Genomic DNA, 18355 nt, shown 5'->3' on the forward strand with positions numbered 1-18355 from the left:
CAACGAGGGGCCGCCCTCCTCCCCCCCCCCCCCCACCCCCCCCCCCCCCCCCCCCCCCCCCCCCCTCCCTCCCCCCCCCCCCCCCCCCCCCCCCCCAAGGCGCCGGTTCGGGGCCGTGACGCTGCGCTGGACGCCCGCGCGGAAGATCTCCGCAGAGAGCCTGGAGTGTGTGCAGGCGGTCGCGGACGAGCTGGCCGCCGACCTTGAGAAGCTGTCCGAGCAAGGGGCGACCTTGGAGCCCCCTCGCGTCCCGCGGTTCGTCTACCCGTCCCTAGACACCGCCCCCCACCGGCTGGCCGCGGCCGTCCCGGAAGCCGCCGCCCCGGACCAGCGGGAAGAACCGGCCGATGGCTTGCTGACGGGTCACGCCTACTACTACCCACTGCACAGGCTCGCCTTCGAGCTGGCCGCGGCAGGCCGCGTCCGGGACATCGTCGCGGCGGCACAGGCCCATGTGCGGCCCTTGGGTGCACGTGGACTCATGCTGTCCCTCGCCGAGAAGGGCCGTCTGCACGTCGTGGGCGCCGCGGGCTTCTCACGGGAGGCGGTCCATCAGATCGAGGGCACGCTGCTGTCCGAGCACACCCCTGAGACCGACACCATCACCCAGGCCGAGGCCCAACTCTTCGCCACAGAAGGTGAGTTCCGCAAGGCGTACCCCGACGCCGGCCACCCCCCTGACTTCCAGGGCCGGGCCTACCTCCCCCTGGTCTCCGCCGCCGGAGCGGTGGGCTGCTGCACCCTCGATCTCGACACCCCCGGCAGTACCCTCACCTCCGAGGAACTGGCCGTACTGGTCATCATGCTGGAGCAGGTGGGACTGTCCCTGGAACGTGCCCGTTCCTACGAGATCGAGCACGCCCTCACACAGAGCCTGCAACGCACCCTGCTGCCCCGCAGCCTGCCCCACCTGCCCGAGGTGGTCGCCACATCCCGGTATCTGCCCGCGAACGAGGGCGCGGAAGTGGGTGGCGACTGGTACGACATCCTCCGGCTGCCCGACGGCGGCCTCGGGCTCGTCATCGGAGACGTGCAGGGCCACAGCCTGGAAGCAGCAGGCACCATGGGCCAGCTGCGCAGCGCGACACGGGCCTACGCCGCCGAAGGCCACGAACCAGGCCGGGTGCTGGAGCGGAGCAACCATCTGCTCGCGGGATTGGACACCGACCTGTACGCCACCTGCTGCTGCCTGTGGCTGGACCTGACGCTCGGAAGCGCCGGCCTGGCCACCGCCGGCCACCCGGGGCCGCTGATCAGCGACGCCCAGGGCCGGACCGTCCAGGCGCAGCCACCCATGGGACCGCCGTTGGGCGTCGACCCGCATGCCGTGTATCAGCAGAGTGAGATCCTCCTGTCGCCGGGCTCGGTGGTGGCCTTGTTCACCGATGGCCTGCTGGACACACGCCGGTTGGGGGTGGATGCAGCCGTCGAGCGGCTGGCCGGTGTGCTGGCCGACAACTGCACAAAAGACGTCGAGGTGCTGGCGGATCGATTGACGCAGCACTGCACTCCGCGCCCCCAGCAGGCCGACGACGTCGCACTGCTGGTGATGCGCTACGAAGGAGCTCAGCCCGGTGGTCAGCGCCGGGTGGCACGCACCTCGGTCCAGCGTCATGATCTGCGCGGTGTGGCGCACGTACGCCATTTCCTGCGGGAGCTGCTGACCCAATGGGACCTGATGCCCTTGCTGGACAACCTGGAGTTGCTGGCCTCCGAGGTCGTCACCAACGCCCTCATCCATGCACACAGCGACGTGGATCTACGGCTCCGGCAGTACCCCGACCGGCTCCGTGTCGAAGTACGGGACAGCGATCCGCATCCCCCCGTGCCGACCGAGATCCTCACCGCCGGTGAGGCCGACAACAAGGAGGCCGAGTCCGGGCGCGGACTGCTGATCGTCGACGCCCTCGCGGCCGACTGGGGCAGTTCCCCCGCCGGGCGCGGCAAAACGACCTGGTTGGAACTCTCCACCCTCTGAGCCCCTGAGGAGGGGGTTGGAGTGGGCGGACGGACCAAGGGCCCGTGCCCGCGGAGGCTCGGGCCGTCTCGTCGGCGCACGGCCAAGCGGCGAACGATGGGGAGGCCCCCGAAGTAGCCCGCCCCTTCTCACTCCCGGGACAGCACTGTGACACCCAGGGGTTGAGGGCTTGTCAGTGCCTCTGGGTACGCTGGCACCGACAGGAAACTGAACCGGCAGCTCGATGACGCCGGTTGGTGAACGGGGGCGCGGTCATGGGCGACGGGTTCAAGAGCAATCCGGAGATGCTGAAGGTCGAGGGGAAGAACTTCTCCGAGATCGGCAGGGATTTCTACCAGGCGACCACCAGGCTGAAACAGGGCCTGGCTGCGCAGGGTGACGGTGGAGGCGGCGGAGGCGAAGCGCCGAAGGAGACCACGTTCTCAAGTGTCGCCCAGGACGCCTGGAAGGGCCTGACCACCTTCAGCGACAAGGAAGGCACCCCACCGTGGGGTGACGACGAGCTCGGCGAAAAGTTCGGCGTGGTCTACGAAGGGCTGCGCGACGGCATGACGGACTCGATGGAGCACCTTGCCACCAAGCTCAACGAAATCGGCAAGGCGCTGGGGCGGATGGCGAAGAACCACGAGGAGAACGAGGACTTCAACAACGCTCTGATCAAGGAGCAGAAGCCGGAGAACCAGTTCGGCGGCGAGGTGCGGATTCTGAGGCCCGCGAGCAAGTGACACGGCCCGCACCACGGGGGCGTGTGGCGACCGCCGCATGACCGCCCCTGACCCGCAGTAGCCCCTTCCCTGATTGGAGAGAGTCCGTGTCGCATCCCGACGCGCCGGAACCGGTACAGCCCATCCCCACCACTGCCGAAGAGGCATTGGCTGCCGCTCGCGCCCGATTCGAAGTACTGGATCTGGAAGGAAACCCGGCGCCGTTGTACGTGGTGGAGTTCGACATCGGCTTCCTCGTCCACGCCGTCATGCCCCCACCGCCGCCCGGAACTCAGGCGCCGTTGGGTGGCAGTCACATGGTGATCTCCAAAAGCGACGGAGCCGTCACCTATGTCCCCAACTTTCCGCCGGACTCCGCGATCGAGCTGTATCGCAGCCTGCGCCGGCCCAACGGCTAGGACCGGCCGCCTGAAGGCTGTGGGGGCTTTGGGTCGGATGCCTGCTACAGCACTGTGACACAACAGAGTTGAGGAAACTGAAGGGCCGTTGGCTAGGCTCTGGCAGGGGCATGAGCTCTGCGCCGACGCAAGCCGGTTGAGCACTCACGAGGCTTCGAATGGCGCCTCCGGCAGCAGCAGAGATGCGGGGCCCTTCCGCCGGCGGTGAGGCGGATGGGGTCGGTCGGCCCACAGGGCCGGGACAACAACACGAAATACATGGGCGACAACGGGGGACTACGTCGTGGCTTTGATGCTGCCGAACGCACTTGAGTGGGTTCTCGAGATGTGTGGCTTCGAATGGCCCACAGGCAACGAAGACAAGATGATGGAGTGCGCCAACACCTGGCGCCAGTTCGCCGCTGATGTGGAGAGCCTCCAGGCCCGTGGTGCGAGCGCTGCCGGCAACGTCCTTGCCGAGAGCGCCGGCGACTCCATCGAGGGCTTCAACAAGACCTGGGAGAAGTTCTCCGGCGGCTCGGGCTACTTCGACGATGCCCGCCAGGGCGCCGAGCTGATCGCCATCTGCCTGGACGCCGCGGCGATGCTCATCATCGGGCTAAAAGTGGCGGTGATCGCCCAGTTGATCATCCTGGCGATCGAGATCGCCGCGGCCCAGGCCGCCGCTCCCTTCACTCTGGGGCTGTCCGAACTCGGCGCGATGGGCGCGGTCGCCGCCACCCGGATGATCCTGCGCAAACTCCTCAAGGAGATAGCCCAACAGATCTTGCAGGCGGTGTTGGAGACCGCCAAGGAACCCTTTGTCTCCGCTCTGGAAGCCATGGTCTCCGACCTGGTCGCCCAGACCGTCGAGCAGAACTTCGGCAAGCAGTCGGGCTACGACCTGGGCCGCACCGCCAAGAAGGGTTACGAAGAGGGCAAGGAGGCCCTGAAGAACTCCGGTTCCACCTTCGGCGAGTCCCTGCGCGACGGCGCCGGCTCCCGCGCGGGGCGTGGCGCCCGCGACGGACTGACCAACAGCGGAAGCGACGGCTCGTCGGACTCCGGCAACGACAGCTCGTCGAACTCCAACGATTCGTCGTCGAACGACAGCAGTTCCAACGACTCTTCGTCCAACGGCTCTTCGTCCAACGACAGCAGTTCGTCCAACAACTCCCCAAGCTCCTCCAACTCGTCGAACTCGTCGAACTCGTCGAACTCGCCTAGCTCGTCCAACTCGTCACCGAGCGACAGCAGTTCGTCGAGTAACTCCCCGAGCTCCAGTAGTTCGCCGGGTTCGAGCAGCGGCGACTCCGGGCGCAGGGCACCGGATATCGGCGGTCCGTCGTCCTCGTCTCCGTCGAGCGGTTCGGACAGCTCTTCGTCGAGTCCGTCCTCGTCGTCCGATGGCCCGTCGGCTTCGAGTTCGCCCGCCTCTTCCTCGGGTACGCCGTCCCACAGCAGCACGGACAGCACCGGCAGCCCGGACTCGTCGAACCCCTCGTCGTCCTCGCCCTCGCCAAGCCGTGGCTCCGACTCGCCCAGCCCCTTCGACGTGGGTACCCAGGCCTACAACGAGAGCATCGGCCGTCCTCCGGGCGACGACTCGTCCACCCCCGACTCGTCTCCGGACTCGTCCACGCCGTCCACCACGACAAGGCCGGACGTCGAGGGCGGGCCGGCCCCCGACACCACCCCCGACGCCACCCCTGACTCCGCCCGTCCGGACAGCACACCGGAGGCTCCGCCGAGCACGGCACCGGGCAACGAGCCGTCCATGCCCTCCAACTCCTCGCCCATCGAGGGCCCGGGCACCACGCCGGATGTCGATGGCTCCCCGGCGCCGGACACCACTCCGGACAGCGCTCGCCCGAGCCGCCCGGACGGCATCGACGTCCACACCCCGGAGCAGGGCGCGTCGATCCCGGACCCGCGCAACGCCGAGCCCGCGCCCATGCCGTCCCCGCCGCCGGAGACAGACCGGCCCGAGGCCGCACCGGCCCCGGCTCCCGACGACTCCCGCCCCGAACCGGGCGTGCACCAGGCCGACCGCGACTCGGTCACCACCATGCCCGCACCGGCCCAGGGCCCCACGCCGGGCGACTCCAACGACGGCAGCAGCAACGACAACCAGAACCAGAACCAGGCCGGCGGCCGTGGCACCATGCCGAGCGGCCCCATGCCCGGCAACACGCCCACCGCACACCCCAGCCCTGGTCAGGGCCACGCGCCGACACCGTCAACACCGACCGCGCAAGACCCGGACGACGAAAACATGGGCCTCATGGGCAACGTCGCCACGGCGACGCCCCCGGCCCCCGGTACGCATCCCGGTGAAGCGAGCATCCCGCAGCAGGCAAGCCCGTCGTCCGCGACGCCCTCAACGTCGACCCCTGGTGCCATGCCACCACCGGCGGCCGGCCCCATCCCGACCCAGGCGCCGGCGGCAGGCAACCCCACGAGGACACCGCGGGCCACCACGCCCAGCGCCACCACGCCGCGTACGGAACAGCCGAGCACCAGGCCCACGACGCCGTCGCGGGACACCCAGCAGAACCGCCCCGCATCGCCGCCGCGCACCGAGCCGCCGCGCAGCGAGGCACCGAGCCGCTCGACCACGCAGCCGCGCACCGACACACCGCGTACCGAAACGCCCAGCCGCCCCACCACACCACCACGCACTGACACCCCGCGTGCCGAGACTCCGCGGACCGAGACGACTGGGCGCCCGGCCACGCCGCCCACTCCGCACCGCGGCGAGCAGCCGACGAACCGTCCGACGGACCAGCAGTCACCGGCCGCGTCCCCCGCTTCCACGCCGAACGACCAGGGGATGCCGGCACCGAACAACCAACAGCCGCACCCTCAGCAGCCGGACGCCACCAACCAGACGCCCGACCAGAACCAGGCCCCCGCTGACGACAATGCGCCCACGCAACCCACTGCGCCTCCGCCTCCGCCCCAGGCAGACAACCTTGCGGACATCCGCAGCAACCTGAACATCCCCTTCGAAGGCCTGACCACACCCGACCCTGCCCACCAGCAGGACCTTGAGAACGCCCACCCGAGGAACCCCGACGGCACCCCGCAGGTGTACGCGGACCCGCGGCAGGGAAACTGGGCCGCTCTGCAGAACGACGGCGGCGTGGGGGTGCCCGGCCGGTCCAACAACTGCGCCGACTGCACCCGCTCGTTCCTCGAGACATGGTTCGGCCGCCCGACGGTGTCCGCCCCGCGCACGTTGGACCTCAATGCGGACGGCAGCCTGAACACCTTTTCCGCGGAGCGCGACTCGGTCGACAACCAGGCGCGTTGGGCGGGCGCACCCAGCACGTATGCGGGCGATGACCATCCCAGCCCGTACGCTCGTATCGCCTACGAGCTGTCGCAGGCCGGGCATGGCTCGGCAGCCGTGATCGGCGTCAACTGGCCCGGCGGTGGCGGCCATGCCTTCGCCGCGGTCAACCACAACGGCCAGGTCCTGTTCGTCGACGCACAAACAGGCGTCGTCAGCGAGAATCCGATTCACCTGGGCGCCAAAGAGGTCTTCTACACCCCGCTGGACGCCAATCGAAATCCGATCACTCCGTACTTCCTGACCCCGTCGACGCCTCAACCGTCCACCCAGAACACCCCGGACACCAACAACAGCCCGGGCCCCGACTCGTCGACGGATCAGTCAACTGCCGACGCGGAGTCGGACGGACCTTCCACCACCTCACCGTCCACTCAGCAGTCCCCTGACGAAGCGCCCTCCGACAACGACCACTCGACCTCCGAACAGAACGCGAACGACGGCAGTACCGACACAGCACCGCCGTCGACGACCCCGGAATCCTCCACAACGCCGGAGACGACGCCGGCCCCGGAAATGACGCCGACCCCGGAGACGACGCCGACCCCGGAGACGGCATCACCGCAGAACGAGGGCGTCTCTCCGGACACGAACACCACCCAGGAATCCAACCCGGACCAGGTATCCGAGACCGATCCGGACGCGGACTCCACCACGGACCGGGACCCGGATGCGCCCCAGGACTCGGATGCGCCCCAGGACTCGGACGCGACGGACCACGACAGCCCGCAGCCCGACAATGCGCAGGACACGCAGGACACGCAGGACAGCCAGGAACCCCAAGCCCCTCAGGATTCCCAGGACACCCACGACACCCCGGAAACCCCGGAAACCCCGGACCCTCAAGAGTCCGACCAGCAACCGGAGTCGAGGGAACCGGTCTTCCCGTCCACCGCCACCCGCCCCTCCGGTCCGCCGGATGGCTACGACGACCCCACCGACGCCGACACCCGCGCGCAGCAGGAGAGGTTCCCGCGCAACGAGGACGGCTCGTTCCAGCAGGCCCCCGACCCACGTGAGGGCACTTGGGTCGACGACATTCGCGGCCAGAACCCCGACGAATCCGGCCGCGACGTCAACTGCCCCGATGGTGCGCTGGCGTTCGCCGATTCGTACGCGGGCAACCCCACGGTCGCCGCCCGCCGCAGCCCGAACGAGGACGGCACCCCCGCCGACACTCCCGAGCCGGGCGGACGCGACCGTATCGAGAACACCCTGGGTGCCGAGTTCGACGACTTCGGCGACGGCCGCGACGCGTACAACAACCTGGAGACCGCCCTCCTCAACGAGGGCCACGGCTCCCAGGCCGTGATCATCACCCAGAACGCCGATGGTCGTGCCCACGCCTGGAACGTGGTCAACCACAGCGGCCAGATCGTCTACGCCGACCCGCAGACGGGCCAGAGCAGCACCACCCCGCTCCACAGCGGCAACAACGGCGTCTTCGCGATCCCGTTGGACGCCAACCGCCGGCCCATCGACACCACCAACCAGCCCACCGCACAGCCCCAGAGCCAGAACGCACCGGCGCCCCAGCGCCCCGCTGGCGCGACCTCCGATCCCAACGACCCCACCGCGGAAGCTCGCGCGCGGCGCAACCAGAGCCTCCCCGCCCCGGAATCCGCGGACCAGAAGCATGCGAACCTCCCTCCGGACGAGGCTCAGCGCAAACTTCGCACCTCACGCAACGTCCATCGCATCGGCCTGGACCCGGTCCATGACCAACTGCGGCAGTGGGCCCAGCCGAAGGGCGAGCCGCCCCGGTCGCCCTTGGCCGACGTACTGCAGGACTCCATCACCCGCCGCCAGGAACACGCGGAGTCGGCACAGCGGGTACGTGCGGCCCGGCACGACTATGACAGGGCTCTGAAGGAAGTCTCCGCCGCCACGGCGGCGCGGACCAGGGCGACGAATGCCGAGGCCAGGGCAAAGACCGAGGCCGCGAGGCAGGCGGCTCAAGCCAAGCGGGTCGAGGCGGAGAAGCGGCTCGCCAGTGCCAACCAGGTTCTTGGTCCGGCCGAGGCCGCCCACAAGGCTGCGATGGCGGCGCACCGGAACATTCCGATGCCGTCGACGAGCTTCACCGACAGCGATCTCCGACAGCATCTCGATCCCGCGTGGTCGGATATGAACGACGGCGAGCGGTACGCCGCGATCGCAGCCATGGCCCGCATCAGCCAGTCCTTCCACGCCAACAACGCAGTGGGCGTGAACCCGGGCCCGGCCGCGCACAACGACGCGTACAACGACGGAAAGTTCCACGAATCAGCGGCTGCCTGGCGACGTGAAGAAGCCGTGCTCCCGGGCGGGGCGCTCCCTCAGGACATCGAGGACCTCAAGCGGCTGGTCGAGGCGGCGGAGGTGGATTCGCCCGACTTCACCGGCAAGAACTATGCGGTCGTCGAGGTTTTCGACCCGAAAACCGGCGAAAGTCACTTCATCGTCGATTCGTCGGTTCCCGCCGGTGTGGACGGCGCCGCCCCGGCGCACTCCGAGTCCCACATTCTCAAGTGGATCGACGACCTCAATACGAACCGGGCAGCTGAGTCGCAGGTCAAGATCAAGGGTCTCTTCACCGAACGTGAACCTTGCGGCCTGCCCACCACCACGAAGACCGGCCCCGACGGCAAGGTCTCCCATCATCCCACCGGCCATGCCAACTGCAGCCAGACGATCAACGAGTCCACGGCGATGAACGGTGTACCCGTCTACTACGGCACCACCTATCGAGCGGACCCGGACCTCAAGGATCTGAAGGCGGCCGAGCCGGCCAGGCTGAGCGACGAAGGCAAGACCCCGTCTGAAATCAGGACCGCGCTCCGCGAGTACCGCACGCCGAACCAGCGGATCCAGGACGCGGAGATCAACAAGCACCTGAAATTCGTCGACGAGTTGGCGCGCACTCTGGCCCCCCAGAGGCAGACCTCCACTCCACCGCAAGGTCCCGACCAGAGCGCACCGCCCACCCAGGCACCCCAGTCGGGCCCGTCCAGTCCCATGGACCCCCACCGCACACCCCCATCGGACCCGGCGGGCACGGACCGACGTGCTCCCGCCGACCCGGCAGGCACGGACCGGAGGCCCCCGGCGGACCCAGAGGGCTCCGACCGTACGCCCGCGGCCGAACCGGCCGGAACGGACCGCACGCCGTCGCGCGCCCCAGAGGAGAGCAACGACCGGACGGGCAACGAAACCCAGGAAAGCAACGAAACCCAGCCGGATTCGTCAGACCGGCCGGATTCGCAGCGGGCGGAGGCCCAGTCGACCCCCGAGGCGACCGCCGCACGCGACACGACCGGCAGCACTTCACGGCCCCATCAGCAGCAAAGCACCACGATCAGCGAGCTGGAAACCTCGCTTGCCGGCGAGGGCCACGGCGCTCAAAGGCTCTTCATCACGCAGGACACCAACAACCAAAGCCACCCACTGACCGCGACGAATCAGAACGGCCGGATCGTCTACACCGATCCGCTGACGGGCTCGCAGAGCTTCATCCCTCTGAACTCGGGCAGCAACGCCACACCCCTCCCGTCGATCCCGGGAGACCTGATCAGGGTGTTCCGTGTCGGCCAAGAGCTCGGACTCAGTCCGCTACAGATCGCGGATTTCGTCAACGTGGCCGCTATCAAGAATAAAAAGGTAAAGGAAGGGGATGCCCCGATAACCGACGCCAATATCATCGAACAGATGCAAAACTGGTCCAATGAGATCGAACCTCGGGGTTATCCGTACCACTTCGAGAGCAAAGAGAAATTCGATCAGTTCACCTCTCGACTGCGAGATCTCGCCCGGGAATTCGGCCTCCCGGAAGGCAGCATCGTGGTGCAAGGGTCTTCCTTGCGAAAGCCGGATGCAAAGGATGTCGACTTCGCCATGTTCGTGTCGGACGAAGCGTTCGACACCTACGTGGAGAAGTGCAGGCAGGGCCTCATCGATCGCAACACGTTGGAGGGCAGTCGCAAGCTGCGGAAGGACCTCCGCGGATACAACAACAAGGGTTTCGTCCCCAGCTTCCTGCTGGACCGGATCCCTGGCGAAACGGATCGCAGCTTTGCGAGCGAGGCGTATAGACTGACTGAAGAATTCGGTCTTCCGGGAATCGATTTTTCGGTCATGCGGGAAAGCAGTAGGTACGCCATGTACCCGAGTATGGAATTGTGAGGCCTAGGTGTCCAACGAAATTCAGCGCTTCTACCTGGATTGGGGAATCTACCCCGGGGAAGAGGTCGCTCGTGAGGAAGCCCTGGACGAGGGCGATTACACGCGGGCCCAGTTCAGCGAATCCGGCGCACCCCTGTTCGCCGAATTCTACGACGCCGGCAGCCTTTTCCACGTTGATTACTGGACGAGCGACCCGGAGGGCGTCAGGGATGATCACCTGTTGCGCCATCCGGGCATCCCCTTCGGAATCCAGTTGACCGTTCAGTGCATCGGTAATTACCGCTGGAGCGTCTCTCGCAGGTACGCGAGTTCAGGTGATCTTGCCGGTTATCTGGTCCACTTGGAGCGAATCAACACCTACGATGCCGCGCTCATGACGCTACAGATCGACCTCCAGCGGCAGTTGAAAAAAATCGAGAAGAATTCCTACGACAGCGACGGTCAACTGCACTACGTCTTCGAGTACAACCCGGAGGGTGACGTCGTGAGTATCCATGACTCGCCGGAGGGCAGCACGCCGCAGCTGGCGGCGGCCCTTGATGACGTTGACATGCCGGACTTCTATCGTGAGGGCTTTGCGCTGCCTGCGGGCATCGACCGCTCGTCGATCCCACTCCTCGGCGGGCAGTCGGGGGCATAGAGCAGTGCGGGTGACCGCGTGACACTCTGAGTCTCGCGGGGGCACGTCGTTCGTATCCGTGACCCGTCCCCTGCTGCGAAGAGTCGACACAAGCCAGGGAGGGGCATCATGCCCGAGCCAACCGCCGCCACCCCCGGAATCCCCGAGGAAGAGGTCGCCGCTCGCGTCGGCGCGTGGTGGCGTGAGGGTGGGCGCGCCGGCCAAGTGGCCTTTCTTGCCCTTGCGGACGGCCACGACGCCTCGGCCATCATGCGGGAGACGCACGAGCGCGTGCCTGGCAGTGTTGTCGTCGACGCCACCGGTCTCACCGCCGATCAGCTCATGCAGCAGGCCCTCACGGCGCTCGGAGTCGATCTGTCCGCGGACGAGCGGGAGGACTGGCGTTTCGCGCTCGGCGCGTGGCCCGAGGAGCGGTTGCTACTGGTCGTCAATGCCCACCGTGCCGGGCCGACACGGCGGTCGTACGAGGCCGAGCGGTTGGTGACCCGGACTCTCCGGCAGTTGGCGCGTGGCAAGTTGGCCGTGATGGTCCATGTGGTTCCCCGGTTGCTGCCTACGAGGGCCGATCCCCAGGCGGTGTTCCGGGTTTCCGCGCCCGCCACCGACCCGTCGGTGGCCCAGGACTCGGCCGCCCTGCGGGCCTTGGCCATTGCCGAGCCCCGCGTCGTGCCTCTCCCCGTCTGGGCCCAGCTTGTCACCGCGCTGACCGGTGAAGCGGCATCCGAAGACGAACTCACCGAATTCGCGAGGGAAGAGCCCGGAATTCTTCGGCTCGGGCCGCTCGGGGTTTCCTTTGTCGACGAGGGCCTGGCCGAGACCTTGCGCCGGGAGGCCGAATCCGCCGAACTCCGACGTGTCCATGGGAATGTGGCTACTTGGCTGATGCGCTCGGCACCGGATATGCGCCACCCCGAGGGATGGGCCAGGCACGGTGCCGTCGGCCTGTACGCGGCCACTGGGCTCGCCATGCACGCCGTACAGGCGGGGACGTACGACGAAGTTCTTCGGGACGGTCGTGTCATCGCCAATCTGCCGCAAACGGCACTCATGGACGCGGCACGCAGCATCACCTACCTCATCCCCGGAAGCACGGCCGCCGCCGACGCCATTCATCTGTGGGACTGGGGAGTGACACCGCGGCATCAGACCGAGTGGGCTTCCTGGCTGCAGTTGATGGCGCTTTCACGCGACGATCTCGAGTTCGCGTCAGCGGTCGCCGCCTCTGGTGTGGCACTGCCCTGGCGGGCCAAGTGGGCACGGTGGCGGCCGCCGGGTGGCTATCACACGCGCTTTCTGCGGGCCGGGAGGTTCGCTGCCCTGACGGAGGTGCGCTGGCAGGGTCGACCCGCCATCGCCGGTCTGCAGCAGCGGACGGTGCTTGAGGAACAGGAGCTGTACGTCTCGGTCTGGGACGCGGAGACGGGGGAGCGTGTCGCGGACCCTTGGGAACACGACGAGATTCCGCAGGAGCATCGCGCGGACCTCACCTGGCCCGCATCACCCGGGAGCGACGCCGCCGCGCCCACACGCGTGCGAGATCTGTTCGCTGCCTCGTCCCCCCGACGCGACCAGCGCGCTTTCATGCTCCCCTGTGTGCCGCTGACCGTGGGGGACGTCGTCGTCTTCGCAGGCGACTTGGGGCTGATCGCCATCAGTCCCGCGGACGGCGTGGACATCTCCGGCTTGGGCGCCCTGGTGCGCCCCCTGAGCGGGGACTACACGGACGCGGGCCCGTGCAGTCCGATCGACGCGCCGGCACCGAGTCACGAGGACGTCATCCCCCTCTTCGGCGAGGACCTGCTCTGCCCCATCCCGGACGAGGACCTTCCGGATCGACTCACCCATGCAGCGACGCGCGAACTGCTCCTCGATTTCGGTCTGCCCTACGTGAACGAAGGGGCCATGGGGATCTTCCCGTACGGCGGCTGGGACATGGGAACTCTGGACGAACTGTCCGCCTGGCCCGAGGGAATCGAGCCCGTCCCCGAGAGCGGGCCCTTCTTCCAGATCGGCAAGTGGATGGGCGGCAAGCTCGTCGTCGACGGGCCCACCGGACACGTCCTGCGCGTTCCCACGGAGCCGGGCGAGGATCATCTCGCCGGCCTTCCCGTCGCGCACAGCTTCGAAGATTTCCTCACCATGGTCGCGCTGTTCGTCACCGGGTGGCGTACGCGGGACCTTGCGCCCCCGGCCAGTTCCGAGCGGGAGCAGGTCGCCTACTGGGTGCTGGGAGCGCTCGCTGAAGTCGACGAGGCGGGCGGTAAGCAGCCCGCCTGGTCGTACGTACTCCACAACACGTGATGCCGACCATGTACCTGCTATTGGTCCACCTGGACCGAGGACGGCCCTGGTCGCGCTGACGCCACCGGCGGAATCAATCTCCTGTTGGACTTGATGGACATCGTCACTGAAGGTTGTCCATTGCGCCTTCGGGTACATCGGGCGGCATCAGATCTCCTTCGCTGACGGTGTACGTCAGCGAGGGGTAGACGAAGTCCGTTTCTATGTTCTCGCGGCGCCGCATTCGGAAGAAGTCGCGCCTCTGCTCTTCGTCGGCCGACGTGAGCCGCGTGCCCTGCGGCAGGTACGGGAGACCGCCGCTGAACCGGATAAAGGTCTTCGATGTACGAAACGTCACTCCCAGCCACTGGTTGTTCGCCGCCCGGTCGGGTGCATCCAGCACGATCCTGTGCTTGAGCCGCCGGTTCGTCGCTACGGAGAAGGCGACGATGCCGTGGTGGTCGAGAGGGATCTCGAGCTGCTCGCCACCGGGCTGCTTTGTTTCGAAGATCAGCTTCCTTGGCGGCCCGCATTCGGGGTACCGGTAGCAGGAGAAGACAGCGATGAATGAGTCTTCCGCCAGATCAAGGGCCTGGTCGGAGTGGCTGCCCATCCTCGTGTATGCGTTCGTGTACCGCTCGATGAGGGCGTTGTTGAAGCCGACCGGAATTTCGGCACGTTCCTGGATCTGTTGCGCCAGCCGTTTGTGCACCGGCCTGAAACGCTGTGTCGCGCTGCCGTATTGAGCGGTGGTACGTACGAGAGGCACCCCACCGGATGTGTCGAGCTTCGTGAGTGCGGCGCCTTGCCGGCCTTTTCCTACATCTTCCCAGCGCACCGACGCGGAAAGTTCCGCGAAGAGGTTCTCTTCAGTCGGCAGAGAACAGAAGAATATTTCGTCCGAAATCCTAGGCTCGGGGGGCAATATAGTCTCCCGTGTTCATGCTGAAGAGGAATGCGTCGCCGTAGTCGATGAAGGACGAGGTCCTGTTCTCCTCGGCGTACAACCTGCGCAGCTCGGCCATGCCGGCCTCCGTGGGAGGGCTCAGCTGCGCCCGGCCGCTAGCCCCTCCCGCTGCCTTGAGGTAGGTGTGGCCGTCCTCGTGCACGGCTTCGGCGCTTGAGCAGCGGACCACGTATCCCAGCCGGGTCGGGATCAGTTCGGCGTCCAACGCCGACGGCCGGATTTCGTGCGTATAGAGGCGGTTGGTGGACAGCGGCATGAAGAAGACGGAGCCGGGGTGGAGCGTCACGATGAATTGCGCGGGGAGCGAGACGTCGCCGAGTTCTTCGGCCCGGTCCTTGAGGCGGAAGTGGAGCCGGGTCAGGCCGCTTACACCCTTCCTCCCGAAGTCGAAGGGGTCTTCGGCCAGCGGCCGCAGGTGATCGAGCCGGTCGTAGAACGTGCAGAAGGCCATGATGCCGTTGACGGGCATGTCCTTGGTCTTGTCGGCATGCGCAGAGATCCGGGCCTTGGACTGCTTGCGCTCCGCCGTGGCAAGGGTGTTGTGGTATATCTGGGCCAGCACGTGATTGAGCGGTGCCTGGTCCCGGAAGACAGTGGCGGCCTCGCGATTGAGATCCTCGACGATACGTGTGTCGGTCGGCCCGAAGTTCTCGGTGGGCCCCGAAAGATTCGTGGAGCACCGGAGCAGGCGGAAATGCAGCGCGTCTCCGTCTCGTGTGACGGGCGTCAGATAGATTCCGCTGCGCCGGGCCGTTCCCGGCTTGGTGGACTCTGTCAGGGACTGGAACGTGTGCTCCGCACCGATGCGGTCGAATTCGTCGAGGCCGGGTCCGAAGAAGCGTCGGTAGTACACACCGACACCGTGTACGCGGAGGGGGACTCGGCCGAGGTCGAGAAGGGGCCACGGCGCGCCGACGCCCTCGTCGGAGTAGCCGTGTGCAAGCTCCCGGATGACGAACACCCGGTCTGCAGGCTTCAGTTGACGGGCGCTGATACCGGATATGTCGCCGCACAGGTAGACCGTCTTTTGTACGAGGTCGGGCGAAGCGGAGGCCAGGTCCTCGGGCGTGATGGTGGTCCCGAAGAAGTCCCTGACCCACTCCTGGTCCTGCACCGCAGACGGCGCGACCAAGATGTTGCTCGAATCATCAACGCGAGCTTCTGCGGTCTCTGTTGGGCCCATTCGACGCTACCTGCCATCCACGCTTGTGAGTAATCCTCCGGCGAGGAGAACGAGGTGGCCAGTTCCTCTCCCGAAGAGCGAGAAGGTAGCCCGTTCATGTCCTCGCCCCCCGGAACGCTAGCAGTCGACGAGGCGGGCGGTGAGCAGCCCGCCTGGTCGTACGTACCCCACAACTAGTGACGCCGATCAGTCGGAGAGGCGCGCGACGACGCGCCTCAGCCCTTCCTGGCAGTTGACCCCCGTCTGAAGCACCTTCCAGGCATGGGCGGCCTCTGGCTCGGACAGGTCGGGCAGGGTCTCGTCGATCCGTGTGCGCAGGTCAGGCATGGGCCTGGTGCCGAACAGGTCCTTGGGGCGCATCGTGGCCATCAGGGCTTCGACCGCCGGCCGGTCGGCCTGGATCGGAAGGTCGGCCAGGACCAGCGCGGCCACGTCCACAGCCGCGAACTCCCGCGCCGCCGCCTCGCCCTTGAGCAGCTCGTCGACGACCCCGCCGACGTGCACGAATGGGGCGAGTACGCGGACGAGCCCGTTCAGGTCGAGGCCTGCGCGCAGGCGTGCGCGTTGGCGGTCCAGCCAGGCGTGCAGCGCCTCACGGCCCAAGGGCGTGCGGCAGATGCCGGGGGTGCTCTGCCAGCTGCCGAGTTCGGTGGCGCGATGCGGGCGGTAGTGATGGTGGTACGAAATCCCTGCCTCCGGCAGCCCCACCAGCTCTAGTTCGGCGTCGAGGGCGTTGCGCAGCTCGCGGGCGAAGCGCGGGTCCGCGAGCAGCCGGGTCAGGTGCGGGCGCCGGTGGACGAGCATGTTGGCGACGCCCGCGCCGCCCAGTCGCGGCGGAGGGTCCGCCAACGCAACCCCGTGTTCCAGGAGTTCGTCCGCCAGGTCGAGTGGGATGAGGGCGCGCATGCGGCCGGGCTCGGGACAGGGCAGGCGCACCGGGGCGGCGTCCGCCGCCAGGCGCGGGGCGAGGCGCACCGCCAGGTCGTACAGCTCGTCACTGCGCACACGCGACGTCGGCTCGCTCGCCAGCCAGTTGTGCAGTAGGCGGGCGGCCTCGCCGGCGGGGAGCCCCGGGCGCTCGCCCGTCAACTGCGCCAGGGCGCCGCTCCGTTGGAGCAGTGACAGCCATTCCTCCGCACTGTTCGCGTCGTCGGGGACCAGCCGCAGAACGTCGTGCACCGTCTCCGGGCGTCGCTCGACCAGCAGCTCCAGGGCCTTCCCCTTCAGGGCGTCGACCCAGAACTTGTCCGTGTCACCCGCGCACAGCCCGATCGTCGGCACGATGCCCTCAAGCAGCGCGGCCACCTCGGCCTCGGGATTCGCGCCCGCCGCCCGGGCCACCTTGCGCAGGTCAGCGGCCAGGCCCGGATACAGGTCGTGGGGCGTGTGCACGCGTCGTACCAGTACGTCGCGGAATCGCCGAAGCTGGTCCGTTGAGACCGCCGCGCCTCGGGGGGCCAGTTCCTTGGCACGCGCGCGTACCGCCCCGCTGGCCAGCGCTCCATGGTCAGCGAAGGTGGCGTAGCGGGCGTCGAGCCAGTGATCGTCGGGCTTGGTGTGCTGCTCACGTTCGGCGTTCCTTGCGCGCGTGAAGTACCCGGTGGCGTACTGCTTGTGCTTTCCGCCCTCCTTCAGGCACAGGTCGGCGAGTTCGTCGAGGAACGCGGGGAGGAACCCGGGTGCCGTCGCGGCCAGGTCCTCCACAGCGTTGTCCAGGAGGGACTTGTAGAGACTTGGGCTGCCCCAGAGGCTCCAGCCGAAGGCGTAGGCCGCTTCCAGGGCCTCCTGTTCCTGGCCGGGGTGTGCCGCCATCAGCCGCTCGGGGAACGGGAGTTCACTGTCCTCGGTGTCCTCGGTGTCCTCGGCGCCCCCGGTGTCCTCGGTGCCCCCGGTGCTCCCGTTGTCTCCCGGAGCCCGGATGCCGGTCGCGAACGTGTCCGTCAGCGCCCACTCCTCCCGCGCCGCCAGCAGCACGTCCCAGTGGCGTGCGAAGGGGGTGTTCAGGAGGAGCGTCATGGTGTGGTCGTCGGGGTGGACGTACGACCGCGCGACCAGCGTCGTCTCGTCGGCATCCGGCGCGGGCGGGTCTGCCACCGGTTCCACCCCGGCGTCGTCGAGTGCCTCGCGCCACACGATGTCGGACTCGGCGAGGGCCATGGGCACGCGCGTGCCCGCGGCGGCCCAGGATTCGGCCAGCACACGCGCCTGCCCGCGGTGTTCCTTCAGTGCCCGCCGCAGCCGGTACAGCCGGCGCGCGCTTTGGCTGTCCGCGAGCCAGTCGGGTACCTGCTGAAGACTCTTACCGCGTGGATTGCGATAGATGACCCGGAGGTCGTCGTCCAACTCGACGGTGTAACCGTCCACTTCGTAGCGCCGGCCCATGCTCCGGTACTGCCTCCCCGTACTGACTGTCGCGGCCGTCCTCGCCCGCGCACACCTACACCTGTACCGCCTTCGCGCAGATCCTCTCAGGCTGAGGACGTCGCGACGCGGCGCAGCACCACGGTCCAGTCGTCCTCGCTCGGCCAACCCGTCAAATCGTGTCGGCCCTACTCATTCTCCTCCTCCCAAGACGTGCACTGGTCGCAGGCACAGAATGCGTACGTACGCGAAGAGGCGGGGGGGGGGGGGGGGGGAAAGAAACCACCCCCAAAAAGACCAGGGGAGGCGCAAACAAACCCATCCCACC

Annotated in this window: 9 protein-coding genes; 6 read left to right on the forward strand and 3 right to left on the reverse strand. The window is 67.7% G+C overall.

Features of this window, described 5'->3' with window-relative positions; translation table 11 throughout:
* The first annotated feature begins 115 nt into the window (after positions 1-115).
* From ACZ4XD_RS21985 to ACZ4XD_RS22010, 6 genes are all read left to right on the forward strand, one after another.
* Positions 116-1978, forward strand: coding sequence for an ATP-binding SpoIIE family protein phosphatase (locus tag ACZ4XD_RS21985; RefSeq protein WP_468044479.1), 1863 nt, complete (start codon positions 116-118; stop codon positions 1976-1978).
* Positions 1979-2232: 254 nt separating this feature from the next.
* Positions 2233-2703, forward strand: a complete 471-nt coding sequence (locus ACZ4XD_RS21990) for a hypothetical protein (protein WP_468044481.1) — start codon at positions 2233-2235, stop codon at positions 2701-2703.
* Positions 2704-2789: 86 nt separating this feature from the next.
* Positions 2790-3101, forward strand: coding sequence for a hypothetical protein (locus ACZ4XD_RS21995; protein ID WP_244943160.1), 312 nt, complete (start codon positions 2790-2792; stop codon positions 3099-3101).
* A gap of 292 nt (positions 3102-3393) precedes the next feature.
* Positions 3394-10596 (forward strand): toxin glutamine deamidase domain-containing protein, encoded by a 7203-nt coding sequence (locus tag ACZ4XD_RS22000; protein ID WP_468044629.1) that lies wholly within the window; start codon positions 3394-3396, stop codon positions 10594-10596.
* A 7-nt stretch (positions 10597-10603) separates the two neighbouring features.
* On the forward strand, positions 10604-11236 hold the full coding sequence (locus tag ACZ4XD_RS22005) for a hypothetical protein (RefSeq protein WP_468044483.1): 633 nt from the start codon (positions 10604-10606) through the stop codon (positions 11234-11236).
* 108 nt (positions 11237-11344) lie between these two features.
* Positions 11345-13537 (forward strand): SUKH-4 family immunity protein, encoded by a 2193-nt coding sequence (locus tag ACZ4XD_RS22010; RefSeq protein ID WP_468044485.1) that lies wholly within the window; start codon positions 11345-11347, stop codon positions 13535-13537.
* 103 nt (positions 13538-13640) lie between these two features.
* Here ACZ4XD_RS22010 and ACZ4XD_RS22015 read toward each other — a convergent pair whose 3' ends face one another.
* The 3 genes from ACZ4XD_RS22015 to ACZ4XD_RS22025 form a co-directional block, all read right to left on the reverse strand.
* The gene (locus ACZ4XD_RS22015) at positions 13641-14441 is read right to left on the reverse strand and encodes an alpha-ketoglutarate-dependent dioxygenase AlkB family protein (RefSeq protein ID WP_468044487.1); all 801 of its coding nucleotides are present in this window, start codon (positions 14439-14441) and stop codon (positions 13641-13643) included.
* On the reverse strand, positions 14425-15666 hold the full coding sequence (locus ACZ4XD_RS22020) for a hypothetical protein (RefSeq protein WP_468044489.1): 1242 nt from the start codon (positions 15664-15666) through the stop codon (positions 14425-14427). The genes ACZ4XD_RS22015 and ACZ4XD_RS22020 overlap by 17 nt, the downstream gene beginning before the upstream one ends.
* A gap of 186 nt (positions 15667-15852) precedes the next feature.
* Positions 15853-18048, reverse strand: coding sequence for a hypothetical protein (locus tag ACZ4XD_RS22025; protein WP_468044491.1), 2196 nt, complete (start codon positions 18046-18048; stop codon positions 15853-15855).
* Positions 18049-18355: the final 307 nt, after the last annotated feature.

The organism is Streptomyces sp. NPDC029466, from assembly GCF_055574515.1.